24 protein-coding genes are annotated in these 25,860 nt (G+C 61.2%); 11 read left to right on the top strand and 13 right to left on the bottom strand.

What is annotated here, in order from left to right:
• Positions 1–249: 249 nt before the first annotated feature.
• Positions 250–1,233 carry a transglutaminase-like cysteine peptidase gene (locus BLW55_RS15075; RefSeq protein WP_244509091.1) on the top strand — a complete coding sequence of 328 codons (984 nt, stop codon included), beginning with the start codon at positions 250–252 and terminating at the stop codon, positions 1,231–1,233.
• Positions 1,234–1,251: 18 nt separating this feature from the next.
• Here BLW55_RS15075 and BLW55_RS15070 read toward each other — a convergent pair whose 3' ends face one another.
• The 7 genes from BLW55_RS15070 to BLW55_RS15040 form a co-directional block, all read right to left on the bottom strand.
• Positions 1,252–1,866 (bottom strand): ribbon-helix-helix domain-containing protein, encoded by a 615-nt coding sequence (locus BLW55_RS15070; RefSeq protein ID WP_007009472.1) that lies wholly within the window; start codon positions 1,864–1,866, stop codon positions 1,252–1,254.
• 6 nt (positions 1,867–1,872) lie between these two features.
• Positions 1,873–3,150 (bottom strand): HlyD family type I secretion periplasmic adaptor subunit, encoded by a 1,278-nt coding sequence (locus BLW55_RS15065; RefSeq protein ID WP_090329338.1) that lies wholly within the window; start codon positions 3,148–3,150, stop codon positions 1,873–1,875.
• A 51-nt stretch (positions 3,151–3,201) separates the two neighbouring features.
• Entirely contained in the window at positions 3,202–5,379 is a 2,178-nt protein-coding gene (locus BLW55_RS15060) for a type I secretion system permease/ATPase (protein ID WP_090329337.1), read from the bottom strand.
• A 34-nt stretch (positions 5,380–5,413) separates the two neighbouring features.
• Positions 5,414–6,814, bottom strand: coding sequence for a TolC family outer membrane protein (locus BLW55_RS15055; protein WP_007009475.1), 1,401 nt, complete (start codon positions 6,812–6,814; stop codon positions 5,414–5,416).
• A 295-nt stretch (positions 6,815–7,109) separates the two neighbouring features.
• The gene (locus BLW55_RS20980) at positions 7,110–7,808 is read right to left on the bottom strand and encodes a L,D-transpeptidase (RefSeq protein ID WP_244509090.1); all 699 of its coding nucleotides are present in this window, start codon (positions 7,806–7,808) and stop codon (positions 7,110–7,112) included.
• On the bottom strand, positions 7,777–8,286 hold the full coding sequence (locus tag BLW55_RS15045) for a hypothetical protein (protein ID WP_090329336.1): 510 nt from the start codon (positions 8,284–8,286) through the stop codon (positions 7,777–7,779). Before BLW55_RS15045 ends, BLW55_RS20980 begins: the two co-directional genes overlap by 32 nt.
• A gap of 195 nt (positions 8,287–8,481) precedes the next feature.
• Positions 8,482–9,273: a GGDEF domain-containing protein gene (locus BLW55_RS15040; protein ID WP_007009478.1), complete on the bottom strand. Its 792-nt coding sequence runs from the start codon at positions 9,271–9,273 to the stop codon at positions 8,482–8,484.
• A 353-nt stretch (positions 9,274–9,626) separates the two neighbouring features.
• On the opposite strand from BLW55_RS15040, the gene BLW55_RS15035 reads away from it, so the two are divergent.
• The gene (locus BLW55_RS15035) at positions 9,627–9,845 is read left to right on the top strand and encodes a hypothetical protein (protein WP_025029779.1); all 219 of its coding nucleotides are present in this window, start codon (positions 9,627–9,629) and stop codon (positions 9,843–9,845) included.
• A gap of 29 nt (positions 9,846–9,874) precedes the next feature.
• Here the strand turns inward: BLW55_RS15035 and BLW55_RS15030 are convergent, their stop codons facing one another.
• The gene (locus tag BLW55_RS15030; RefSeq protein ID WP_025029780.1) at positions 9,875–10,198 is read right to left on the bottom strand and encodes a hypothetical protein; all 324 of its coding nucleotides are present in this window, start codon (positions 10,196–10,198) and stop codon (positions 9,875–9,877) included.
• 354 nt (positions 10,199–10,552) lie between these two features.
• Here BLW55_RS15030 and BLW55_RS15025 point away from each other — a divergent pair, with 354 nt between their 5' ends.
• From BLW55_RS15025 to BLW55_RS15000, 6 genes are all read left to right on the top strand, one after another.
• Entirely contained in the window at positions 10,553–11,575 is a 1,023-nt protein-coding gene (locus BLW55_RS15025) for an ABC transporter substrate-binding protein (RefSeq protein WP_090330014.1), read from the top strand.
• 61 nt (positions 11,576–11,636) lie between these two features.
• Positions 11,637–13,139: a sugar ABC transporter ATP-binding protein gene (locus tag BLW55_RS15020; RefSeq protein ID WP_090329335.1), complete on the top strand. Its 1,503-nt coding sequence runs from the start codon at positions 11,637–11,639 to the stop codon at positions 13,137–13,139.
• Between the two features lie 2 nt (positions 13,140–13,141).
• The gene (locus BLW55_RS15015; protein ID WP_425286782.1) at positions 13,142–14,131 is read left to right on the top strand and encodes an ABC transporter permease; all 990 of its coding nucleotides are present in this window, start codon (positions 13,142–13,144) and stop codon (positions 14,129–14,131) included.
• Complete coding sequence (locus BLW55_RS15010; protein ID WP_090329333.1) at positions 14,128–15,084, top strand: ABC transporter permease; 957 nt, start codon at positions 14,128–14,130, stop codon at positions 15,082–15,084. Before BLW55_RS15015 ends, BLW55_RS15010 begins: the two co-directional genes overlap by 4 nt.
• Positions 15,081–16,100, top strand: a complete 1,020-nt coding sequence (locus BLW55_RS15005; protein ID WP_090329332.1) for a LacI family DNA-binding transcriptional regulator — start codon at positions 15,081–15,083, stop codon at positions 16,098–16,100. Before BLW55_RS15010 ends, BLW55_RS15005 begins: the two co-directional genes overlap by 4 nt.
• A 15-nt stretch (positions 16,101–16,115) precedes the next feature.
• Positions 16,116–17,354 carry a Gfo/Idh/MocA family protein gene (locus BLW55_RS15000; RefSeq protein ID WP_090329331.1) on the top strand — a complete coding sequence of 413 codons (1,239 nt, stop codon included), beginning with the start codon at positions 16,116–16,118 and terminating at the stop codon, positions 17,352–17,354.
• Between the two features lie 63 nt (positions 17,355–17,417).
• Here the strand turns inward: BLW55_RS15000 and BLW55_RS14995 are convergent, their stop codons facing one another.
• Positions 17,418–18,617, bottom strand: a complete 1,200-nt coding sequence (locus BLW55_RS14995) for a serine hydrolase (RefSeq protein WP_090329330.1) — start codon at positions 18,615–18,617, stop codon at positions 17,418–17,420.
• Between the two features lie 292 nt (positions 18,618–18,909).
• Between BLW55_RS14995 and BLW55_RS14990 the strand changes: the two genes are divergently transcribed.
• Both BLW55_RS14990 and BLW55_RS14985 read left to right on the top strand, forming a co-directional pair.
• Positions 18,910–20,016, top strand: coding sequence for an NAD(P)/FAD-dependent oxidoreductase (locus tag BLW55_RS14990; RefSeq protein ID WP_090329329.1), 1,107 nt, complete (start codon positions 18,910–18,912; stop codon positions 20,014–20,016).
• An 11-nt stretch (positions 20,017–20,027) separates the two neighbouring features.
• Positions 20,028–20,378: a RidA family protein gene (locus BLW55_RS14985; protein ID WP_007009485.1), complete on the top strand. Its 351-nt coding sequence runs from the start codon at positions 20,028–20,030 to the stop codon at positions 20,376–20,378.
• Here BLW55_RS14985 and BLW55_RS14980 read toward each other — a convergent pair whose 3' ends face one another.
• A complete protein-coding gene (locus tag BLW55_RS14980; protein ID WP_090329328.1) occupies positions 20,379–21,602 on the bottom strand; it encodes an MFS transporter in 1,224 nt (407 codons plus the stop codon).
• A 16-nt stretch (positions 21,603–21,618) separates the two neighbouring features.
• Positions 21,619–22,080, bottom strand: coding sequence for an Lrp/AsnC family transcriptional regulator (locus tag BLW55_RS14975; RefSeq protein WP_007009486.1), 462 nt, complete (start codon positions 22,078–22,080; stop codon positions 21,619–21,621).
• A 107-nt stretch (positions 22,081–22,187) separates the two neighbouring features.
• On the opposite strand from BLW55_RS14975, the gene BLW55_RS14970 reads away from it, so the two are divergent.
• Entirely contained in the window at positions 22,188–23,645 is a 1,458-nt protein-coding gene (locus BLW55_RS14970) for an aminotransferase class V-fold PLP-dependent enzyme (RefSeq protein WP_090329327.1), read from the top strand.
• A 15-nt stretch (positions 23,646–23,660) separates the two neighbouring features.
• Here BLW55_RS14970 and BLW55_RS14965 read toward each other — a convergent pair whose 3' ends face one another.
• Both BLW55_RS14965 and BLW55_RS14960 read right to left on the bottom strand, forming a co-directional pair.
• Complete coding sequence (locus BLW55_RS14965; protein ID WP_244509089.1) at positions 23,661–24,800, bottom strand: aminotransferase class V-fold PLP-dependent enzyme; 1,140 nt, start codon at positions 24,798–24,800, stop codon at positions 23,661–23,663.
• Positions 24,801–24,867: 67 nt separating this feature from the next.
• Positions 24,868–25,656, bottom strand: coding sequence for an ABC transporter substrate-binding protein (locus tag BLW55_RS14960; protein ID WP_090329325.1), 789 nt, complete (start codon positions 25,654–25,656; stop codon positions 24,868–24,870).
• Between the last annotated feature and the right edge of the window lie 204 nt (positions 25,657–25,860).

Here is a 25,860-nt window from a genome sequence, read left to right as displayed (position 1 = left end):
ATTCCGACCGAAAATTTCCGTTTGGTTAACCTGCAATCATAACATGATATATATTTCCGTATAATCGCGCCTTCTGGCACCTCCAGAGCGGTAGGTTCGCCGTCCGATCATGGTTAAGGGGGTCTTTTCGGAGGCGATGCACATTTAAATAAAATACTGCAATAAATCCAAACGGAAAATAACCCCTGCTACTTAATCGGCATTTCATTTGCTTCAACTATCTTCTCGCCAAGATCCGGGGGCGGGCAAATGAATATAAAAAGAAATACATACACTTTCAGGGGCGCAGCGCTGGCGATTTCGACATTCGTACTGGCGATAACTCCTCAGAACGCAGATGCGGGACATTATGCACCTTCACCTGCACAGGTCTCCACCATATCGAGCCTGAACCTTCTGTCGGCTTCTGCGGCGATGGCCGCGGCGAGCAACGGCCTTGCCATGGTCAGGGAACGCTGGCAGGCCGCCGCTGCGGGGCTTCATGCAAAGACAGTGCGTGCGGCCGCGCGAACGGCAGACGGCACCCCCGCGAACAGCCGAAGAATGACGCGCCCGGCGACAGGCGTGTTCCGTTCCGTCGCCATCCCCTTCAAGGCGCTTCCGTCGAGCGCAAACTGGAAAGCCGTCTACCCATCCATCGTACGGGCCGATTTCGCCACATGCGGCGATGGCAGCGGATGCACGCCCCGCGCCGTGGAACTGGCCGGCCTCGTCCGCGAAATCAAAGCGAAACCGTTTTCTGAGAAGCTGGCGGCGGTCAATCGCGCGGTCAACCGGAATGTCGCCTACGTGTCCGACCGTGCCAACTATCGCCGGCTTGATGTGTGGGCAAAGCCAACCGACATTCTCAACCGCGGCAAGGGGGATTGCGAGGACTACGCGATACTCAAGATGGCGGCACTCAACGCGGCGGGCATTCCCCTGAGCAGCATGTCGCTTGTCGTGCTTCAGGATCAGAGCCGCTCTCTCTTCCATGCGGTGCTGACCGTTTCCACCACCAGGGGCCACTACGTGCTCGACAATCTGCATGACCGTGTGATGAAGGACACCGCCCTGGCAAGCTATCTCCCGCTTTATTCGCTCAGCGGCAACCGCTCGTGGATTCACGGCAGGAAACGTGACGGCTCCATGGTGGCAACGCTTGCACCGCTGCCGCGCGATCTTGCGCCGGGAGAAGGGTTTGAAACCGCAGCCGGGCGCGGCGTGTCCAACAAGCGCATCGAGGCGAACTAACCGAATTTTCGGCTTGTCTTAATTGGGCAGGATGAACCCGATGATCGCCTCCTGCTCTGTCAGCGGGGCCAGAATCGCGTTGAGACGGCCTCGGATAAGCTGGCGGTCGACACCGATGACGAAACCGACCGTCGCCGGACCACTCCCCTCGATCTTGAGCTTTTCGATCAGTTCGGAGAACTGAATGTCCAGTGACAGACGAACGCCCCTTCCGGTGGTATCGGTGGCCAGGCTCGACAGACGCGACTGGACGAAACCGATGAATGCCGGGTTGTAGGCCATCAACTGCTTGTCACCGGTGAGGGCAAAGCATGGTGACGGGCTCGCCATGACATGGTTGCGCACCGCCTGGCGGCCGATCTTCCTGCGGGCGGTTTCCAGCGCCCCCTGCAGATAGCCCACCGCTTCGACGCGCAGGGCAGAAGACAGGTTTGCCCCCTTCTCCAGCCTGTTTTCACAGGCCTCGATAACATCGCCGACGCTGCAATCGCGCGCGTCTGCAATCTGTTGCAGGACCGTCCAGAAGATCTCCTCCAGCCGGATGCCGCGCCGTGCCGTGCCGACGCGGAGCACACGGAACCTGGGCTGGAAGGCCCAGTCCTCGTCTCTCGGGATTTCAGCAGGTTTCGTCATGATCGCTCACCGCTCGCGAAGCGCCTCGTTGCGCGCCTTGTTGATCGGTTTCATGAGGTAGGCGAGGATGGTTTTCTTACCCGTCATGATGTCGGCGGTGGCCACCATCCCCGGGAAAATTGCATGGCTTCGCCCATCCCGGATCAGTTCGGCCTGATCGGTCTTGACCCGGACCTGATAGTAGGTTTCGCCGGTGTTCTGATCCACGAGACTATCGGCGGACACATTCGCCACCTCGCCCTCCAGTCCGCCATAGATCGAGAAGTCATATGCGGTCACCTTGATGAGTGCCGGCTGGCCCGGGCGAACGAACGCAACATCGCGCGGCGAAATCCGCGCTTCCACAAGAAGCGTGTCGGACGTCGGCACCACGCCTGCAACCACGGTGCCCGGCTCCACATAGGCGCCGATCGTGTTCACCTCCAGCGTGTTGATGATGCCGTCCACCGGTGAGCGGATATCGGTGCGGGCCACCCGGTCGCTTGCGCCACGAATGGTCTCCTCGATAACGGAAAGCTCTGCCAGGGCCTGTGTTTTCTCGGCCAGCGCTTCCTGCTGCACCTGCAGTGCGAGCTCGTCGATCTGAAGCGTTGCCTCGTTGATTGACGCCTCGATCCGCTCGACCGATTCGCGCGTGGATTCGAGCTGGCCGCGGGTCTCGGCGAGCTCCTTCTGCACGCGCAGCAGCTCGGTCTGTGCGACGAGCTTGCGCTTGACCATCGGCGCCAGAAGATCGGCCTCGCGCTGCGAAAGTTCGAAATTTTCTTCCAGTCGCGTGATGTTGGCGCGGGCTTCATCAAGCTCGTTCAGCCGCTGCAGACGCCGCTCCACCAGAACGGAACGCTTGTTCCTGATGTTGTCCGCACGCGCCTGCAAAAGCCGGGCCTCGTTCTGGCAGATGTCCGGCGCGACGTCGCGAAGCTCTTCCGGGCAGACATATTCCCCATCGAGCTCCCCCTTCTCCTCCAGTGCGAGCCGGGTGACCTGCGCACGCAGGGCGCGCGCCCGCGCCGCCGCTTCGCCAAGGGAAGAGGCCGTTGCCGTATCGTCGAGCTGAAGGATCAGGTCGCCCTTGCTGACTGTCTGCCCGATCGTGACAGCGATTTCCTGGACGATTCCGGCCTCGCTCGATTGAACGATCTGGGTTTTGGAGACCGGTATGATCTTGCCTTCGCCGCGGGCGATCTCCTGAACCTCGGCAATAGAGGCCCAGCCTATGAAGGTCATCATCAGGGCCGCGATCACGACAAGCCCCAATCGTGCAGCCAGTGGAGGACGGTCCATAGCAATCCGCCTTTCTTCTTGTCCGGGCGCATCATTGACGCCGCGAGAGGCCTATTGTTTCCTTCCTGAACGCCCGCCCCCGGCGTTCTTCTGCAATTCCTCGATCACCCTCTCCTTGGGCCCGTCGGCGATGACACGCCCCTGATCGATCACCACCAATCGGTCGACAAGCTGCAGCATGCTGTGCCGATGAGTGGAGATGATCAGCGTCACGTCTTCGCGGAAGGCCGTTTTCATCCGGGCGATGAGCTCGCGCTCACTCGCCAGGTCCATGGCACCCGACGGCTCATCCATGAACACGACCCGTGGATCGCTGAGCAGAACACGAGCGATGGCGACTGCCTGTCTCTGTCCGCCCGAAAGCTGGCTGCCACGCTCGCCCACCGGCATGTCGTAGCCTCTGGGATGGCGTGCGACAAAGGCGTCGACACCGGCAGACTCGGCGGCGGCAACCAGCTCATCGTCCGTTGCGCCCGGCTTCGCCATCAGGAGGTTTTCCTTCACCGAGCCCGAAAAGAGGTCTGCGCTCTGCGAGGTGAAAACGACGGCGGAACGCACGACGGAGGGATGATACTGGCGAATGTCGACGCCATCCAGGAGCAGGTTGCCGCTCGATGGCGGATAGAGGCCTGCCAGCAGCCTGCCAGCCGTGGTCTTGCCCGATCCGATCCGGCCGATAATGCCGACGCGTTCACCGCCCTTGACCGAGAGGTTGAAATCCACCAGCGCCGGGCTTGCTGCCTCGGGATAGGTGAACCCCACATTGCGAAAGGCAACATCACCGGAGCGGATCTCGCGATTGACGAACCCCGCACTCTCCGGCCGATCCTCCGGCTGTTCCATGATCGTGTTGAGAATGCGCAGCGACAAAAGCGCCTGACGCATGCGTGAGAGCGTCATTGCGATCTGGCCAAGCGGCGCGACCGCGCGGCCCGACAGCATGACCGTTGCGATGATCGCACCGGTCGAGATGTTGCCTTCAGAGAATTCATAGGCACCGGCGACCACCAGGCCCACGGTCACAAGCTGCTGAACGAACTGCGTCATGTTCGCCGCCCAGGCGGAGAGCTGCTTGATGCCCTCCGCCGTGCGCGATGCGTTCTTGGCCAGCTCACTCCAGCGGCGCAGCAAAGTGCGCTCGGCGCGGAGGGATTTCACCGTCTCGATGGTGGAGATCGTTTCCACCAGAAGAGACTGGCGTTGCGCGGCCTCATTGTTGGCAGCCGCCACACGCCGGCCAATCCGGGACTGGGCAATCAAACCGATGATCAGGGCAAAGGCGAATGCCGTCGCGGGAATGACCGCGAGCCAGCCGCCAACACTGTAGATGACGGCGATGAACACGAAGACGAAGACGCTGTCGATCAGTGTACTGATCGTGTTCGAGGTAAAGAATTCGCGCACGAACTCATACTGAGTGACCCGATTGGCATATTCTCCCGTCGACATCGGGCGAGAGGCCATGGTGGCATGCAGCACCTTCTCGAACAGAAGGTAGGACAGTTTGAGGTCGGCCTTGCGGCCGGCATAGTCGATCAGTGCCGCGCGCACGCTTTTCAGAAGCAGGTCGAAGAGGATCGCGCCTGCGACGCCCAGCGCCAGAACCCAGAGAGTGGCCGTCGCCTGATTGGGCAGCACCCGGTCATAGACATTCATGACGAACAGGGGCGAGGCCAGCGCAAGCAGATTGACGAAGAGTGCCGCTATGGCGACCTGGGCATAGGATTTCCAGAACGGTGCAAGGGTCGTCGTGAGCCAGTGGCGCTTTTCGATCTGCTTTGCCTGGGTCGAGTCCGTGCTTTCCGACTGGTTCAGATAGATGACACTGAAAGAAAGGATCAGCCGGATGTTCCTGGAAAGCACATCCCTCAGCGCAATGCCTTCTTCCGCAATCGGATCGGGGAGGAGCGTGGTGCGCAGATGATCGTTGGGCAACGGCTCGAGGAGCGCCTGTGCCGTGCCGTCTTCGAAAACGACGAGCACGGGCAGATCGAGCGCGCCACCGGCCAGTTCGCGCCGGCTATGTTGTTCCACCTCAAGCCCGATGCGCGCTGAAAGGCGCTCTATATCCTCAAGGGACGGGTTTTCTTCATCGAAAGGTGTGTCCGAGAACAGGACCGTTTCCGAACTCGGACGCGCCAGAAACTGCGCAATCTCCCGAAAGGCAAACCTGAAACTGCCTGCCTGAAGCGGCGTGCCGGCCACGGGATTATTGCGGAGCTGTTCCACCTTCCTCCTCTATGCCACCTTGCCTGTCCGGCAGCTATTGCGACCGGATGGGAGCGAGAAGATCGAGCGGCAAATCGTTCGTCTGTCGCGAAGGCAGCCTCTTGTAGGTTTCGGTCGGTGCCGTCTCCGGCACATTGAATTCCGCGCGCGCATAGGCCTCGGACTGCTTGGCGCTCGACAGGTTCATCGTCGAGAGCAGCGTTCCCGTTGCGGCGAGTATGCGATACTCGGCAAAACGCGCGGCGTACTGGGCTGTCTTGGAGAGAACGTTGACGCTGAACCGCGTGTTCTGTGCGCCCAGCACATCGAGCAGCGATCGCTGGCCTACGACCAGCTGTTCGCGGTAGGAACTGACGAGCTGGGCGTTGGTCTGGGCCTGTGAACGCAGGGTGCCGGCCAGATCGATCTGGCGCTGGCGGCGATCCCACGAAATGCGAACCGCTTCCTCGACCTCACGATAGGCCTGGTGAAGCACGAGGCGCTGCTCGCTGGCACGGCGGATCTGCTCCTGCTCGTTGGCAACGTCGATACCGCCGCGATAGAGATTCCACTTGGCGACGATCCGCGCCTGGAGATCGTTTGTGCGCCCATCGGCGCCATCGATGTCGTAACCGGCGCGGGCGCGCCCTTCCGCACTGATCTCGGGCAGCATGTTGGAGCGGGCGGCATCGACCAGGGCATCGGCCGCGTCAATATCGGCATTGGCGACCTTGATGCGCGGATTGTTGGCCCGGGCGATGCCGATTGCCTTGTCGAGCGATGCCGGCAGGGCCGACGCCACCGAGCCCGGCATTGTCGGGTTTGTGAGGGGCTTGCCGACAAGCTTGTAGAAACGGATCTTCGCCGCTTCCAGCTCTTCTTCGGCTTCCTTGAGGCGTGCCGTGGCAGAGAGCATGCGCTCCTGCGCCTGCTGTCTGTCGGCTTCGGTCAGCGCGCCGCCTGAAATGAGAGAACCGATATCCCCCAGCATCGACCGATGGAAGCCGACATTGTTGCGCGCCTCGTTCACGATCTCGACCTGCAAAAGATACTCGAGATATTCCCGCACGACCTGAAGGGCGATGGTCTCGGAACGCTCCAGAACGCGGAAGGAGGCCGAATCGACCCGTGCGGCCTGGCGTTCCAGTTCGGCACGGCGTCCGCCGCCATCGAACAGCTTCTGGGTGATCGACAGCCCGATTTCGGCCGGATAGAGCGGGTCATCCTCAATGCCAACGCCGCGGCGCGAGGGATTGTCGAGCCGGCGCGCGCCCACCGACGCTTCGAGATCGACGCTTGGCAGGAACAGCCCGCGAGCCTGACGCAGCTCGAACTCGATCGCCTCACGATTTTCGATCGCCTGTCCGATTTCAGGATTGGATTCCAGAGCCACTGCCATCGCTTCCTTCACAGAAAGAGCGTTCGCATCGGTGGAAAACAGAACTGCGCCGCTCATCAGAGTAGCAGCGAGTAGACTCAGAATACGTGACTTGTGCTTCATCATCCCCCCTTTGCCTGCGCCTCAGCCGACGCAGCCAACGGATCCATCCGGCTCCAACACCAGATCTCCAAATATCATTTTATGCTAAGCTAACTGCCCTTGGCTGGCTACGATATAAGCCGTCCGAATACCTCTTTAGGAGTAATTTAGTCGACTCATTTCGCGGCTATGTTGCATAGAGGCAACAAAATCGGCATTTCGTTAAGCATTTCAACCCTAAAATGCATGAAACACTGTCAGCTTTATTGCCCTATCTTACCAGAACCAGTGTTCCGATCTTCACGCTGCTATATAGTGTTATAACATCTTCGTTGGTCATCCGGATGCAACCCGACGAAACGGCCTGCCCTATCGTCCAGGGTTGATTGGTACCGTGAATGCGAAACAGGGTCGAACCGAGATAAAGCGCGCGGGCGCCAAGCGGGTTTTCAGGGCCACCCTCCATGACCGAAGGCAGGATCCTGCCCTGCGCGGCCTCTCGCCGGATCATCTCGGCCGGCGGGCGCCAGTCGGGCCATTCAGCCTTTCTCGTGATGCGCTCACTGCCACGCCAGGCGAACCCCTCGCGCCCCACGCCGATTCCATAACGAACCGCCGTGCCGTCGCCGCGCAGATGGTAAAGACGACGCTTGGCAGTCTCGATAACGATGGATCCGGCGGGCAGTTTTTCCGAATATGGTACCACCGATGGTTTAATCGCCGCATCCCCCCAGGGGGCCTTGAAGGAGAGGGTCCGTTCGCGCCTGACCCATGTTCCTGTTGCCGGATCGAACTGGCGCACCGTCGCGGTCTGAGCGCTGGCCTGCGTCACCAGAGGCAGTGCAGGCACTGCCGAGAACACGATCGCGAGAACCGAAAGAACCGGGCCCCACGGGCGCCGATGCCGCCCCCTTTTGACAGGGCCTTTCTCGTCAGAGCTATTCATCTGCGCCATTCTTCGCCAGCTCAAACGTCTCTCCCTCAATGCGGAGGGTGGTTGTATCGGGTGCCGAAATCGACCTCGCGCGCCCGTCACGACACACCAGCGTCGGCCATTCATCGATTTCACAGTCGATCTCGGCGTAGAGATTTGCAAGCGGCTCACCATAAGCAATGACCAGGGCACCGTCGCCAAGCCGCAGAACATGCCCGTCATTCGCCCCCACAAATGCCGAAACCCCACCTTCGCCAGGCGCGCGTGCAAAACCCTGACCGTAACCCGCCGCGCCGCGCTGGCCCGCAAGAACGTGTCGATTGGCCGACATTGCCCATGCATAGCGCCTCAACACATTGCTGCGGCCACCATAGAGCGTTGCGATATCCGGATGCATTTCATCTGAAAACGGCGGTGGCGCCTGGAAAAGCCTCGCCCCGCGTTCGTCGGCAAATCCGGCCCCGCAGGCGACCAGAAACAGACCACAGCACGAAACAAGCGACTTGAGGTTCATCGCCACCCCCTGGGGTGCTTCTCACAATTGCGAGCGAACACCCTCTGCAAAAGCAGACCGCCCATGCAGCCGGCTGCATGGGCGGTGCACTTTATTCATTCTGCGGCTAAATATCTGACGTGTCCAGTACAGGGCCACGTTGCGATGATCGCTGGACTACAGGGCGGCAGAGTGCGGCCCGCCCTTCCACGATCTCTATTCGCGACTCTGGCCGTTCTCTTCCGTTTCGAGCGCGTTGAGCGCGCTGAGGCGAAATCCACCCGCCTCGCCCTGGCGCGCTTTGTCGAGCTGCTCCGACGCGATCCTCATCAGACCGCGGAACTCAATCTGATCCTCGAAAATCACCCCGCCAATATCAAGCGACAGTTCGACCGTCTCTCCCTGCGCGGTGAATGGTGCCTTTGCCACGGCATTGCGGATGCGTTCGCCGACATCGCGCGCCTGCTCAACAGTCGCCCCCGGCAGGAACACACCGAACTCGTGGCTGCTCAGCCGGCCAACGACATCGCTGCGCCGGACATTGGCCCGAATCACCGATGCGATCTGACGCATCGATTCCTCGCCCCAGTTGAACCCGTAGTCGATGCTGATATCCCGCGTGTTCTCAGCCTCCACGATCAACAGCGCACCAAAGGTCCTGCCGGCTTCGGACACCGTTGCCGAGCGACGGCGCTCCACAAGCGTTGTGAACATGTCGCCGTTAAAAACCTCGGTCGAAGGATCGTGGGCTGCAGAGAAATTCCGCTCCCGTTTCACACGCCGCAACTGCTCGCTCGCCTGCCCGATGTAAGCGAGCAGGGGGGCGGCTATGAGTATCGGCAGAACAAGCGCAGCAACGAGACTGCGCTGATAGGGATTGATGTCATCCCCGAAGAACAACAGATAATGGACCAGAAACGAAAGCCCCACCGCGGCGAGCGTGCCCAGCAGTGTGAAGGCAATGAGCCATGTCCAGCGCGGTTTGCGTTGCAAGAGCGACTTGTCCATATGCTTTCAACGTCCCCAATGTGACTGAGTCGTTGATAACCGGCAAACTTCTAATAAAAGTTTCTTTGGTAGATCGTCTTTTAACAATCAACAGTTTCAGCGGCAGCGCAAAAAGTCAGTATCTCTCCCACGGCGCCCAGGACGCAACGCATCTCTCTCGAATTTTGTCCAGAATGCCTGCCGGCCAACTGCTCCCGGCGGGCTTTCAGTGCCCACTGCCCGGCACCGATCCCGGTTTCTCCAGTGTTGTGGCAGGGCCATGTCGTTAAAATGCGTTCGATATATTTTGTTTGCCGGTTACAATTATCTGCGCATGATCAGGTCGATGCGGGGGCATTGAAAAAAGGACTACCATGCCGACGAACTTTGCGTCCGTGCACGCCCATCTGGAAAGAGCACAGGCGGAGCTGACGGGCACCGACCCGGCGACGCAGCAATTGCGCGAAGCAATCGGCCTCCTGATGGACGCCGCGCTCAAGGCCGAATTCTCCGCCAAGCCGCAGGTGTGCGAGATCATACCCTTTCCGCGGACAGAGGCCGGTCGACCGACGCGGACATCACACCACGGATAAGATGCTCCGCGCGCCCATCCGGGCCAACCTCAGGGCGTTTCGCCGACCACCCGGTTGCGTGCCTTTTCTGCTTCGCGGGCGATCGTCCGCCCGCTCTCACCAGCGTTTTCTACCTCAATGGTCGTGCCCGAATGGTCGAGAAAGACCAGCGCCACATCGGCTTCCGGCCCCACCATCACTGCCGCGACCCGCTGAAACCGTGGATCACCATCAAGCCTGCGGTTGAAGAGCACAAGCCCGTCGACCTCTTCCAGAGCTGCCAGCAGGGCGGTCTCGAAGCCCTGCGCGATCAGATCTGCAAGGCCGAGCAACAACTCCAGCTGGACCACCTCCAGCGACACTTCTTTCGACACTTTTACGCTACTCGAATCATTACGCACGTTCAGAAATTAGTCGAGTTATCTTAAGCCGGGCAACCAATCCGCAGGAACAGATTGTGTCGTTATGAAACACGATCCTGCGCCGCCAGTCTCATCGTCAACATGGCCATGCGCTGGCAGGGCGGCTCCACCCACCGGTCTGGCCTCCGGTAGTTTCAGCCCTTTGGCCGGGGGGGCAAACGATTCAGTCTTGAAATCGATTACATTTGCCATACAATCGATTTCATTGGCGTGGCGGAGGACATGCCAAAAGGGAAGGAAGATGCACGATCGGCAACGGGGCCCCGGCTACCTGCGCCGCTGGTGTTTGTCATCAGGGAGGAATTCATGAAACGACTGGCAACTGTCGCCGTGGTCGCTGCTGCCCTTGCAGGCACGGCACTTTCGGCCATGGCTGAAGATTTCAAGATCGGCCTGTCAAACGGCTGGGTGGGCAGCGAGTGGCGCACCCAGATGATCGAGGAAGCCGAGCAGGCCGCCGCCGCCTGGAAGGAAAAGGGCGTCAATGTCGAAGTGGTCGCCCAGAGCGCCAATGTCGATGTGCCCGGCCAGATTGCCCATGTCCGCAACTTCATCAGCCAGGGCGTGGACGCGATCATCATCAACCCCAACAGCCCGACGGCCTTCGACCCCGTATTCGCACAGGCCAAGGAAGCCGGCATTCTGGTGATCGCCACCGATGCCGAGGTTTCTTCGCCCGACGCCCTTTATGTGGGTATCGACCAGAAGGGCTGGGCGATGGAAAGTGCCAAATGGCTGGCCGAGACGCTGGAAGGAAAAGGCAAGGTGGTCGCCATCAACGGCGTCGCGGGTCACCCGGCAAATGAAATGCGTGTTGCCGGCTATCGCGAAGTGTTCGGCGAGCATGAGGGCATCGAGATCGTCAACGAGGTGAACGCCAACTGGGACCAGGCGCAGGGCCAGCAGGCCATGCAGAACCTGCTCGCCACCTATCCCGACATTGACGGCGTCTGGGTTCAGGACGGCATGGCCGCCGGCGCGTGGCGCTCCATCATGGATGCCGACAAGGCGGACGACATCGCCGCCACCGGCGAGATCCGCAAGGACTTCATCGACATCTGGACCGAGAATGACCTCAACTCCGGCGCTTCGGTGAACCCGCCCGGTGTGATGGCAAGCGCGCTCAACGTGGCTGTTCTCATGCTGCAGGGACGTGAACTGAAGGAACCGGCCACGGCCGGGCAGTACAACAACGCCATGTATCTGCCGATCCCCTTCATCAGTTCGGAGAACCTGAAGGAAGTGGCCGCCTCGGTTGAGGGAAAACCGGGCTACTATTCCTATACGAGCTCGCTTTCCATCGAAGATACGGAAGCGCTGTTCAAGTAGGCCCGCTCCATGAATGCCGCGCCGGTATTGACTGGCGCGGCGCTCTCTTCGGGAAGATGTCATGACCAAACTGAAGCTCAGCGGTGTAAGCAAGGCTTACGGCGCCACGCTGGCGCTACGCCGCGGCGACCTCGAACTCGAGACGGGCGAAGTGCATGTGCTTATCGGTGCCAATGGCTCCGGCAAGAGCACGCTTTGCAAGATCGTGGCGGGCAGCGTGCGGCCCGATGCTGGCGAGGTGCTGCTCGACGGGCAAGCCGTGACCGTCAGTGGGCCGCGTGCAGCACAGGCGCTGGGCATTGGCATTTTCTACCAGGAACTGAGCCTGGCCGATCATCGCAGCGTGGCTGAAAACATCTGCCTGCCGGACCTGCCGAGAAAGAACGGGTTTTTCGTCGACCACGAAGCGCTGCTTGAAAAGGCCGGCCGCTACATCGCACTGTTCGAGACGGTTGCAGGGGCCGAACTCAATGCCGAGACCACCGTCGGCGATCTGCGGGCGGACCAGCGGCAACTGGTTGAGATCATGAAGGCACTGGCAACCGAAGCGCCGATTCTGATCTTCGACGAACCCACCTCCGCGCTCGACCGCGCGCAGGTGGATCGCTTCTTCGAGATTTTACGCGACCTCAAGGAAGATGGCCGCAGCATCGTTTTCATCTCGCACCGCATGGATGAGATTTTTGCAATCGGGAACCGGGTGACGGTGATCCGCGATGGGGAAACGGTGGGCACAGAAGCCATTGCAGACACCAGCCCTGAAGCGGTGATACGCATGATGGTGGGCGAACAGGAAACGCTGGCCTCGCCGCGGGCGGCCCCACCGTCGCATGAGGCTTCGAGCAATGTGGCGCTCGCAGTTGAGAGCCTGACGGGTGCAGGTTTCCGCGATGTGAGTTTTGCGGTGCGGCGCGGTGAAATCCTCGGGCTTGGCGGCCTGCATGGACAAGGGCAATCGGCGCTGCTCAAGGCGCTGTTCGGCGCACCGCCGGCGCGCGCGGGGCAGGTAGTGCTCAACGGGCAACCACTTCGCACCGAGAGCCCGCGTGCAGCCATTGCGCAGGGCATCGCCTATGTTTCCGGAGACCGCGGACGCGACGGCATCATCAGCGGACGGCCCATCCTCGAAAACGTCACGCCCATTCACGCGCTGCGAAACAGGCTTGTGCTGGCAAGGCCCGGGCCGCTCTCTGAAAAGGCGCTGCCGGCGCTGAAGGCGTTGAACACCAAATTCGCCGGGCTCTCCCATTCCATCGGCTCGCTGTCGGGCGGAAACCAGCAGAAGATCGTGATCGCCCGCTGGCTGATCGACAAGCCGGATATCCTGCTTCTCGACGACCCCACCAAGGGCATCGACCTTTCGGCCAAGGCGGACCTTTTCGCGCTGATCCGCAGGCTCGCCGAAGAGGGGCTCGCCATCCTGCTTTACTCCTCCGAAGATGCGGAGCTTCTGAACAATGCCGACCGGATCCTGGTCTTCAATGGCGGGGCAGTGAGCCGCGAGCTGAGTGGCGCTGAGCGCACCCGCTACAATCTCTACCAGGCAGCCTACGAGGCGGCATGACGATGACCAGCATTTCCAGCCCCACCAGACAGGACAGTGGACGCTTTCGGGCGCTGCTCGGGCGGTTTCCCTTTTTGCCTGCCCTGTTCATTCTCGCCGTGCTTCTGGTTCTGAACGGTATCTTTGAACCCAACAGCCTGAGCTTCCGCTCGCTCACCGGCCTGGTGCGCACCTATCTCGCGTTGATGCTTCTGGCCGTGGCACAGACCTATGTGGTCTATGCCGCCGACATCGACCTTTCGGTCGGCGCCATCGCTTCGCTGGTCAATGTGACGATCATCGTGTTGATGCAGCATTTGGGCGGTGGCGGGCTTTCGGTTCTGGCCGCGCTTGGCATTGGCGTTTTGGTCGGGCTTGCCTGCGGGCTGGTCAACGGTTTCGTGGTGGCTGCACTCCGGCTCCAGGCCATCGTCGCAACCTTTGCCACCAGCATCTTCTTCACCGGGCTGGCGCTTGTCATCCTGCCTGTGGCCGGCATGCCTGCACCCACCGTTTTCTGGCGCACCTATGGCGGCACATTCTTCGGCATTCCGTTCGTCTTTTATGCGGCTGCGGCACTCGCCATCCTGCTTTACCTGCTTGCCCGCACCCGGCTTGCCACACAGCTTCTGGCGGTGGGCGACGGGCAGCAGGCGGCGTTTCAGAGCGGGCTCCCCGTCACCGCGATCCGCATTGGCGGCTATGCGCTGTGCGGCGTGTTTGCAGCCCTTGCCGCCTTCTGCATCACCGGCGACACGGCGAGCGGCGATCCACTTGTCGGCGCGAAGATGACACTCTTCAGCGTGGCGGCCGTGGTGCTGGGCGGAAGCGCGCTTTCGGGCGGTTTCGGCACGGTTGCGGGTTCCGTCATCGCGGCGCTGATCATCGGGCTCATCAACTCATTGGTCTTCTTCGCCGGCACGCCCTCGCACTGGCAGAACTTCGTACAGGGGCTGGCCATACTCGCCGCCCTGATGGTCGGCGTGCTCGTCAGCCGCAGGGGACGCGCATGAACCGGGTCCTCGAAATCGCAAAAAATCCGCTTCTCATCGCGCTGGTTCTGATTGCCGCGCTGCTCTTCCTCGGCAACACGCTTTCGCCGGGCTTCGCCTCGGGCGGGCAGATTCTGCGCCTGCTCATCGTTGCTGCCCTTCTCGGCATTGTCGCCGCCGGCCAGAACCTCGTCATTCTGGGCGGGCGCGAAGGCATCGACCTTTCCGTCGGCGGCGTGGTTTCGCTTTCCGCCATCGTGGCCGGCAATGTGATGAACGGCATGGATGGCGGCATCCCGCTGGCCATTCTGGCCTGTGTTGCGACCGGCGCGCTCTTTGGCCTGTTCAACGGGCTCGGCGTGACGCTGTTGCGCATTCCGCCGCTGGTGATGACGCTCGGCATGCTGGGCGTCCTTCAGGGTCTGCTCGTTGTCATCCGCCAGGGCATTCCTTCGGGACGGGCCGCCCCTGCCCTTTCGGAATTCGTGACCCGGCCATTCCTCCTCGGTCTGCCCGGCATCATCTGGCTGTGGATAGGCGTTGGCCTGCTGATGGCCTTCATCCTCCACCGCACTGTGTTCGGCCAGCGCATCTATGCGATCGGCTCCAACGAGCAGGCTGCCTTCATGGCTGGTGTGCCGGTGCGGCACATACGCATTGCACTCTTCATGCTCTCGGGCGTGTTTGCCGCCATTGCCGGGCTTTGCCTGCTTGGCTATTCCGGCTCCTCATTTGCCAATGTGGGGGAGCAATACATGTTGCCTTCGATCATTGCCGTGGTTTTTGGTGGCACGCCGCTTTCAGGCGGCAAGGGTGGCTACACCGGCACCATGGCAGGCGCTGTTCTGCTGGTGGTTCTGCAAAGCATCCTGACCACGATCAACATCGATGAATCCGGACGGCAGATGGTGTTTGGCGCCACACTTCTGGTGCTGATGCTGTTCTATGGCCGCGGGCGGGGGCTGCGCGCATGAACCGACGCCCCAAGATCAAGGATATCGCGAAGGCGCTGGGCGTTTCGCCGGCCACCGTGTCGCGCGCCCTTAGCGGCAGCGACCTCGTGACGAGTGAGACCCGTGCACGCGTTCGCAAGACGGCCGATGCGTTGAACTATCGCCCCAATGCAAGTGCGCGCAGCCTGCGCACCGCCCGCTCCATGGCGGTGCTGATGGTGGTGCGTGATGTGGGCAACCCATTCTATCTCGACATTCTGAAAAGCGTGGAAGCAACAGCGCGCGCCGCCGGCTATTCCGTGCTGATGGGCAATACGGAAAACGACCCCGAGCGTGAGATCGAATATTTCGACATGCTGCGCGACGGCCATGCAGACGGCATGATCCTGATGACAGGAAAACTGCCGGAAGAGGATGGCCCGCGCAACAGATTGCCTCCCAATGCCCCCATCGTGGTGGCGCTCGAGACGATTGAGGACTCTGGCTTTCCGCATGTGCAAATCGACAATGTCGCCGCAGCCTGCGAGGCGGTGGAACACCTGATCGGGCTTGGACACCGGCAGATCGCCCATATTTCCGGTCCCGTGCCGGAGGTGATGAGCCTTCGCCGCCAAGAGGGATACCGCCGTGCCATGCGCAATGCCGGGCTTGCCGTACCGGAGGGCTATGAACAGCGCGGCGATTATCTTCTTCACGGTGGCGCACGCGCCTGCGAGGCGCTTTTTAATCTGCCCGAACCGCCCACGGCGATCTTCGTCTCGAATGACGAAATGGCCTTCGGCGCCATTCACCATTTGCGCGAAACGGGACGTGATGTGCCGGGCGACGTTTCTGTTGTCGGGTTTGACGATCTTTATCTGAGTGAGGCCTTCTATCCGCCGCTCACCACTGTCAGCCAGCCGCGCATCGATATCGGCCAGCAGGCGATGAGCATTCTTCTCAAAATGCTATCCGGCGCTCTCGTGCCCGCAAAACCGGTGGTCCTGCCCGCCACGCTGCGTGTGCGTGGCACCACCGCACCACCCAAATCAGCTTGAAAAGGGGAAACAACCATGTCCGCACAGCCAAGAAAACGCCTGCGCATCGGCCTTGTCGGCACGGGCTTCATCGCCGAATTTCACCTGCGCTCCATGGTTGCCGTACGCCATGTGGACGTGACCGCCGTCTATAGCCGCAAGGCGGAAAACCGGGAACGCATCGTCAAGCTGGTGGCCGAACTGGGGCTTGGCGAATGCAAGAGCCATGACAGCCTTGTGTCGATGGTGCAGGCAGACGATGTGGACGCGATCTGGATCCTCTCGCCCAATGATACGCGCGTGGACACCATGCGCACCATCCATGACGAAGTGGTGGCCGGACGCAGCAAGGTGTTTGCCGTGGCCTGCGAGAAACCGCTGGCGCGGACGGTGGCCGATGCACGCGAGATGCTGCGGCTGGCCGAGGCCGCCAAACTGAACCATGGCTATCTGGAAAATCAGGTTTTTGCGACGCCCGTTCTGCGCGGCAAGGAGATCATCTGGCGCCGCGCTGCCTCCACCACCGGCCGCCCCTATCTGGCACGTGCTGCAGAAGAGCATTCCGGCCCGCATGAGCCCTGGTTCTGGCAGGGCGACAAGCAGGGCGGCGGCGTGCTGCTCGACATGATGTGCCACAGCGTCGAGGTGGCGCGCCATCTCCTGACAGAACCGGGCAAGAAGCGGGATTCGCTGAAGCTCAAGGCCGTGCAGGGCAATGTGGCCAATCTGAAATGGACACGGCCGCGCTATGTGGAGGACCTCAAGAAGCGCTTTGGTCCCGAAGTGGATTACGCAAACCGACCCTCCGAGGATTTCGCGCGTGGCAATGTGATGCTGGAGGACGAGGACGGCAACGAGCTGATGATCGAGGCGAGCACGTCCTGGGCCTATGTGGGGGCCGGCCTGCGCATCCAGCTTGAGCTGCTTGGGCCGGAATATGCGATGGAGTTCAACTCGCTGGGAACCGGCCTCAAGATCTTCATGTCGCGTGAGGTGACCGGCGACGAGGGTGAGGATCTCGTTGAAAAGCAGAATGCCGAACAGGGCCTGATGCCGGTGTTGGAAGATGAAGCCGGGGTCTATGGCTACACGGATGAGAACCGGCACATGGTCGAGTGCTTCCGCAAGGGCGAAGAGCCGATTGAGACCTTTGCCGACGGTGTTGCGGTCATGGAGATCCTGATGGGGCTCTATCTTTCCTCAGAGACCGGAAACACCGTGCACTTCCCAAATCCCGATCTGGAGAACTACGTGCCCGTGGTGGCGCGGCGCTAGACAGCTCCAGGCCGCTCCCTGTCTGCCGGCTGGGCCACAAGGCTCGCCGGCAGCCCCTTCCGCTCAGGGGCTCCGGGACTGCAGCATCTCGAGAATGCGGTATGCGGTGCTCACCAGATCGGGCTCGGGAATTGATTTGTTCACCAGCAGGGCGACCCCCGTTTTGCTGGCCGGTACAAAGGCCACATATGCCGCGAAGCCGCGCGTCGAACCGACCTTGTTGATCCACACATTCCTGCGGGGAGGAAATGGCGGCTTCAGCCGCAGCGCCGGCACATCGGTCCATTCCACCGTCGTGGAATTCCCCTGTACCAGCTGCCTGAGCACGACCGGAAAGGCATATTGCTCCCAGATGAGATTCTGCGTGAACGGACCGGCTTTGTAATAGCCTGTGAGGGTCTTGCGGATGGCGCGCTTCATGTCCGGGTCGATGTCGCCAGCCTCCATATGCGCTTCTACATAGCGGATCATGTCCCCCGCGGTGGTTCGCATTCCGTAGACTGCTGAAGCAAGCGGCTCCGGGCCAATGTGGACGGGCAGATCTCCCTGGGTGTAGCCCTGCGCGTAGTCTATCGTGCTGCTCGCGGGAACCTGTGTATAGGTGTGTGAGAGGCCCAGTTTCGGCAATATTTTCCTGCCGAGAAGTTCATCATAGTCCTGCTTCATTGCGGCTGCACCAACCGTGGCGAGGAGTGCGGCGCCAATATGGGAATATGTCCGTTGCGAACCGGGCGCATAACGCCGTCGCCAGGGAGCGCAATAGGCAAGAAGCGCCTCGGGCGTCTTGACGTCCTCGGGTGGAAACAGGTCCAGTCCGCTCGTATGCGTCGCCAGGTTGAGAACCGTCACGGTGTCGAAGGCGCTTCCCTTCAACGACAGTAAATGATCGCTGACTTCGTCGAAGAAAGAGAGCCTTCCCTTGACCTGCGCGTAAGACGCAAGAAGCCCAGCGAAGGTCTCACCGATGGCGCCGATCTCGAAAAGCGTTTTGTCTGTAACAGGTTCTCCGCTTTCCCGGGACGCAACACCTTCATTGAAGATGCGACGCCTGCCGTCAATCGTGATGGCAACCGAGAGACCGGGAATACTGTTCTCCTGCATAAAGCGCCGGGCTTCCGCCTCGATTCTTTGTCCGGTTGTCGCTGAAAGGACCGGGCCTGTGGCCCACGCAGGAACCGACGACAGAAGACCTGCCCCGAGAAACAACGCCAGCGGACGCCAAAGGGAAGACACCGCTCTTTTGTCGAAATGATGGTATAACATATAATTATTCTTCAATATCAACACGTTACTATATTTCTGCCTGATAAAGCAAATGCCCTAACATGACAAACCCTATGGTCAACAAGGCATTGTGAGCTCAGGGCCGGTGCCATAATGCCACAAGTGGATTGAGCCTATTGCTTTCGCAGTGCGATCAGTATCTGTGTGCGGTGCTGGCCGCCTGGGCTAGCGACTCGGTTTCAGGGAGCCACGCCGAGGACGGGTGCCGCGCCATACGCCCGCGGAGATGTGGGCGCTGCATCCAGAGACGGGAAAGCGTAGAGGGGAGAGCATGAGCCAGACATCCGACATCATCATTATTGGCGGCGGCATCGCCGGCATCGGCGCGGGGGCGCGCATTGCCGCAGATGCGAAGGTCACTGTCCTTGAGTCGGAAGAGGCCATCGGCTACCACGCAACGGGCCGTTCCGCGGCGATCTATATCCGCAATTACGGCAACGACACGCTGCGCGCGCTCAACGCAGCTTCCGAACCGGTGTTCAGGGAGCCGGAAGGCATCTCGGAAGAAAGTGTTCTGAGCCCGCGCGGCCTGCTTTATGTCGCCACCGAAGAGCATATCGGGGCACTCGACAAGATCCTTCAGGGTGCGACCGGCATGGAAAGCCTCAGCCCGGACGAGGCGATCACGCGCGTTCCCATTCTGAAACGCGAAAGCGTCGCAGCGGCAGCCATTGAGGAAGGGGCGCAGGACATTGATGTGGACCGCCTGCTTCAGGGCTTTGCAAAGATGCTGCGCCATCGTGGTGGCAGCATTGTCAACAAGGCGCCTGTGAGCGCCATTTCACGCGCAAAAGGCACGTGGACACTGGAAACGCCGCAGGGGTCCTTTTCCGCCCCCGTCATCGTGAACGCCGCCGGCGCCTGGGCCGACGAGATCGCCAGACTTGCCGGCGTCCAGCCGCTTGGGCTGACGCCGATGCGCCGTTCGGCGGTAATCCTGCCCGCGCCGGACGGGCATGATGTGACGGGCTGGCCGCTGTTCGGCTGTGCCGGTGAAGGCTGGTACGCAAAACCCGATGCGGGAAAGCTTATGGTTTCGCCGGCGGACGAAGACCCGTCCGAACCCTTCGACGCCTGGCCCGATGACATGGTGCTGGCGGAAGGCCTGCACCGTTTCGAACAGGCCGTGACCGTGCCCGTCACACGCATCGAGCGGAGCTGGGCGGGGCTGCGCAGCTTCTTCCCCGACCGCACACCTGCCGTCGGCTTCGCGCCGGATGCGGAGGGCTTCTTCTGGCTGGCCGGCCAGGGCGGGTATGGCGTGCAGACCTCCCCCGCTCTCTCAGCGCTGGCAGCCGATCTTTGTGCGGGGCGGACATCCGCCCTGCCCCAAACCGTGGTGCAGGCCCTTGCACCGAACCGTCTCATCAAGTCCTGAAAGGAAAATCAATGTCCGAGATCAAACGCGTCGACACCGGCACCCGCATGAGCCAGGCCGTCATCCACAACGGCACCATCTATCTGGCCGGTCAGGTCGGTACGCCGGGTGAGAGCGTGGCCACGCAGACCAAAGACATTCTCAAGAAGATCGATGCGCTTCTGGAGCAGAATGGTTCCGACAAGACCCGCATCCTTCAGGCAACCATCTGGCTTGCCGACATGAAGGATTTCGCCGAGATGAACGAAGTCTGGGACGCCTGGGTCGCGCCCGGCCACGCACCGGCCCGCGCCTGTGGCGAGTCCGCGCTGGCAACACCCGACTACACGGTCGAGATCATCGTCATCGCCGCTGCCGGCTGATCACGCCGCGCGCTTGACCGGTATCACCGGCTCCTGGCTCGCCCCCGAGGCGAGCCGGACAAGAACGAACCCCAGCACACCAGTTGTCAGGAAACCGGACGCCAGCGGCATGGGCGTCTGGTTGTAGAATGCGCCAAAGGCCACGGCAAAGATCACGGCCACGAGGCTCGATCCGGAGGCAATGAGCGAGGCGCCGAGCCCTGCCAGCTGCCCAAGAGACTGCATCGCCATGGCATTGAGATTGCCAAACAGGATGCCGATGCAGAAGAAGATCACAAAACCCATTGCCATGAAGGCCACAAAGGGTGGCCTCCCTTCATAGACAAGTGACAGGGAAAGCAGGCCAAGGCCGAGGATGACAAGGCCCAGCAGGGCTCCCTCGCACATCGCCTGCATTCCGAAGCGGCGCACCACCTGGGCGTTGACGATGGAGGCAAGGCCGATGCCGGCGGCGAAGGCCGCGAAATAGGCGGGGAACATGGTGGAAACGCCATAAACATCGAAGAAGATGTCGGCAGCCGTGCTCAGATACTGGAGATGGGCACCGAAGACGAGGCCGGTCGCAACGATGAGCAGTGTCACACGCCGGCTGCGCAGGATGCGCGCGCCGTTCTGCACAAGCGTGGCCGGGTGAAATCGTATGCGGCTCTGCGGCGGAAGCGTTTCGGGCTGCCGTGCAACGAGCCAGGTGCACAGAAGTACGGAAAGGGCCAGATAGACCGCAAAGATCGCCCGCCAGCCGGCCAATGCCAGCACAATCTGCCCCATGGCCGGCGCGAGCATCGGGACAAGGATAAAAAGCACAAACATGAAGGACATGATGCGCGCCATGGCCTCGCCTTCGAACTGGTCGCGGATCAGGGCGCGCGTGGCGATCTTCGGCCCCGCCACGCCAATGCCCTGCAGGATGCGACCGACAACGATCATGCCAACGCTTGTCGAAAGCATCGCCACCAGCGTGCCCACCATATAGAGACCAAGGCCGAGAACCAGAGCCCGCTTGCGCCCGATGGCATCGGAAATCGGCCCGAGGAACAGCTCGCCAAACACCATGCCGAAGATAAACAGGGACACGATGTGCTGCGTGGAGAGTGGCGGCTCCACATGCAGTTCCGTCTCGATGATCCGCAACGCGGGCAGCACGGCATCGATGCTGAGTGCGGTGAGCGATGTGAGGAACGCATAAAGCGCGATGCGCTCGAACGAGATGGACCGGGTTTTCATCGGCAGGCCTGAACAGTCAGATTGGCAGGGGACGGCGCTCTTCGATGGCCTCCATGGCGAAATAAGACGTGACGGATTCCAGCTCGACCTTCTGGATCAGACGCTGATAGACGGAATCGTAGCTTTCCATATCCGTGGTCACGATGCGCAGCATGTAATCATAGTCGCCGCCGATGCGGAAGAAGTCGACGATCTCGGGAATGCTGGAGACGTGCTGACGGAAGGTCTGCAGCCAGGTCGTGGAGTGATGGCGGGTCTTGACCATCACGAAAACCACAAGCCCCAGTCCCAGCTTGTTTCTGTCGACCTGCAGCGTGCGCCCACGGATGACGCCGCGTTCTTCCAGCGACTTCAGACGGCGCCAGCAGGCATTCTGGGAAAGGCCGACCTTCTCCGCCAGATCCCGTTGCGATAGGCTCGCATCGCGCTGAAGCACCCGCAATATCCGCCTGTCAAATTGATCGATTTTTTCACCCATAATCTATCATATGACCCATTTTCTCTCCGTATTCCATAATTTTATGTGAGAATGATAGACGATCACTGTGCGATCCTTTCGTCCTGTTCAATCTGACGGATCAAACCATGGCACGTGATGTTCTGAACGCCTTCAAGGAGAGCCTCAACCGCGACGACCTTGCCGAGTATCTGCGTGCGGGCCTGATCGGCGAGAATGCGGTCATAGAGGGCCCCTGCGGGGAAAAGCCGCTGATCTACGCCGATTACGTCGCATCCGGCCGAGCGCTTGCGCAGGTGGAGGACTTCATCCGGGATGAGGTCCTGCCCTACTATGCGAACAGCCACACCGAGGCGTCCTATTGCGGTTCGTTCTCGACCCGCCTGCGTGAGGCGGCGCGCGCGGAGATTCACCGTATCGTCAAGGCCGACAAAGAAACAAGCGTTGTCTTTTCCGGATCAGGTGCCACCTCCGGCATCAACCGGCTGGTGCGGCTTCTGCAGATTGCCGAAACCGTGGCGAAGGGTGGCCGGGCGGTGGTGTTCACCGGCCCCTATGAGCATCACTCCAACATTCTGCCCTGGCGCGAGAGCGGTGCGACGATCATCGCCATTCCCGAGACCGCACGTGGCGGCCCTGACATGGGAGCATTGAAGACGGCACTTGAAGCGAACGCCGACGCGGCGTTGAAGGTCGGCACGTTTTCTGCGGCCTCGAATGTCACCGGCATAACAACCAACACGGATGCGGTGACACGGCTGTTCAAGGCCCATGATGCACTCGCCATATGGGACTATGCGGGCGGTGCGCCCTATCTCGAAATCGACATGAAGCCGGGCACCGACTGTGCCAAAGATGCGGTGGTGATTTCGCCGCACAAATTTCCCGGCGGGCCGGGTGCTTCGGGTCTTTTGATCCTGCGCAACGCCATCGCCCGTACCGCGCAGCCGACCATGCCCGGCGGTGGGTCGGTGACCTTCGTGTCGCCGTGGGCGCATGACTACTCGCGATCACTTTCGGCGCGCGAGGAGGCGGGCACCCCAAATGTGGTGGGCGACATCCGCGCCGCTCTCGTCCTGCTCGTCAAGGAAGCGCTGGGGCAGGATTTCATAGACCGCCGGCATGAGGAACTGCGTACGCGGGCACTGGGCGTCTGGTCGCAAAACCCCTGCCTGCAACTTCTCGGCAACCCGGCAGCGCCGCGACTGCCGATCTTTTCGTTCCGCATTCTCTGCCCTGAAGGCAACACGCTGCACCATCAGCTCTTTACCCGGATGCTGAGCGATCTTCACGGCATCCAGGCGCGTGGCGGCTGCGCCTGTGCCGGCCCCTATGCGCATCACCTGCTCGGCATCGATGAACCGCAGTCGAATGCGCTTCTGCAGAGCATTCGAGACGGTCGAGAGATGGAGAAGCCCGGCTGGGTGCGGCTGAACCTCAGCTATCTCATGACGGATGAGAAGGCGGATTTCGTCATCAAGACCGTCGACCGGCTGGCGCGCGAGGCTGAACGCCATGCCAGCGCCTATGATTTCGACCCGGGCACGGCGCGGTTCCGTCACAAAGCGCTCGCCCTGGCGGGCTGAGGCCGTCCGCCCCCCTCAGAGGGCCTTCAAAACGTCGGCAAGCCGGGCGACACCACTCTCGGTGGTCATGAAGCCGGGGGAAAGCCTCAGGATCTGGCCGCGATGGTCCGCGTAGAGCTCGGCGGCCGCCAGTTGCGCGACCACCCTCGCAGGATCCTGCTTCTCCGGCAGGGCGAGCATCACGCTGCCACCCCTTTCGGCCTCGTCCAGCGGGCTTGCGAGGGAGAGGCCGATGTCCCGTGCCAGATCGGCAACAATCCCTGAGAGATGGCGGTTATGCTCCAGAAGCGCCGCCTGATCCTGCTGCGCGTGCCATCTCAGGGCTGGAAGCGAACCGGCGCAGGCAAGGATCGACGGGGTGCCGTTGTCGAAGCGGCGCGCATCCCGCGCATAGGAAAAGCTTTCGAGGTCCCATGAGAAGATATCGTCCTGGCTGAACCAGCCCCGCAGTTCCGGCCGGCACGCTGCCAGAAGCGGCTCCGCCACGTGGAGAACCCCCGCACCGGGTGTCGCACACAGCCATTTCAGGCTCGTCGAGATCGTGAAATCCACCGCCGGCCGCATAACATCAAACGGCAGCAGTCCGGCTGCCTGAGTGATGTCGACGCCAATCACGCTGCCCATTTTGCGGCCATGGGCGACGAGACGCTCCAGGTCGCAGCGGTGCGACGACGTGGAGGTCACATAGGTCAGAAGACACACTCCGACATCCGCGGACCAGGCCGCGATCACATCGTGATCGCGCACCCAGTGCTCGCCGGGCCGGATCGGCACCGTATCAAGGGTGAAACCATAGCGCTGCGCCAGGCCGGACAGCAGGAAGTGCATGCTGGGGAAACAGTCGCCCGCGATCAGAACACGCCGCCCGCGCAGGTGCTCTGCCGGCAAGGCGCCGACGAGGCTGTTGAGCGCCGTGGTGACGTTCTCGCTCGTTGTGAGTGTGCCGTCCGGGGCGCCAATCAGCGCCGACCAGCGGTCAATGAACTCCTGCCGCAAGCCGAGAGCGCGGCCCCATTGTTCATTATCGCACTGTCCCCACCCGAACGAGAAATCCGACAGCGCCTCAGCCATTTCGGCGGCCTTGCCCGGATACATGCCGATCGAGTGATAGAGAAGATATCCGGAGCCATCCATGGTCCGTTTCTGTGCTGGCATATGATCCTCGTATGGAAACGGCGTCCGTCCGCAGGGACGCCGTCAAGAACTCGACTGGTTGCAGACGTCACTGTGGCTGCGGGACTGGCATCGCCTCGACGGTGCTCGTCCCCTGATCCGGGTCAACCCCAAACCAGGTCTTGTGGATCGCCGCCATCGTGCCGTCATTCTTCATTGCCGAAATCGCTTCGTTCGCTTTTTCCAGCAGGGGGTGATCTTTTCGGGTCATCATCGCAAAGCGCTCGCCGGTCGGGATGCGCACCAGTATCTTGAGGCCCGGGACCTGCGTCATCGCATACTGAAACCCGGCGATTTCACCGGCACCGCCCTCGAGGCGGCCCGCGCGCACGTCAAGCAGCAGATCCTGCTGCGCCGAGTAAGAACGAATGTCGGCAATTCCGTATTTCCCGGCATTCTCCTTCGCCCATGCTTCACCCGTGGTTGCGGCCACGACGCCAATGGTCTTGCCGTCGAGTTCCTCCAGCGCAGTGACCTTCGAATCCTCACGACCAACGATGGTGCCATCGCTGTCGTAGTAGGGCTGGGTGAAAGACTGGTTCTGCAAGCGCTCATTGGTGATCGAGATCGACGATATGGCGAAATCGATCCGTCCTGAGCTCGTGGCCGCGAAGAGCGCCTGAAAGCCCAGGTCCTGGAACGCAATCTCCATGCCCAGACGCCTGGCAACCTCCCGCGCGACGTCCACCTCGAAACCCTCAAAGACACCAGTCTCGGTCTTGTACTCCCATGGCGGGTTTGCAGGATAAGCCCCCACCGTGATGGTTTCGGCGTGTGCAGTCGACACGACCGACAATGCGGCAAGCGCCATGGACAGAGCAAATGTACGGATCTTCATGATCAACCTCCTCCCATCATTCTGAACCCCTTCCCTACCTGGTTCAGAAAATTATTTGATCACATGATCATTTATGGGACTGGAGATCAATGGGTATTTGAAGCTTAAAATCACCATTGCTGCGCAGGGCATCTCGCTGCGCGGTGGAAACCATTAAAAAAGGCGGCCGAAATGCCGCCTTGCCGGGTGTTCCTGCAGCTTGAC

The organism is Nitratireductor aquibiodomus (genome assembly GCF_900105565.1).
Lineage (GTDB): Bacteria > Pseudomonadota > Alphaproteobacteria > Rhizobiales > Rhizobiaceae > Nitratireductor > Nitratireductor aquibiodomus.
The sequence above is the reverse complement of the archived record's forward strand: the minus strand, read 5'-3'. Positions and strand labels throughout refer to the sequence as shown.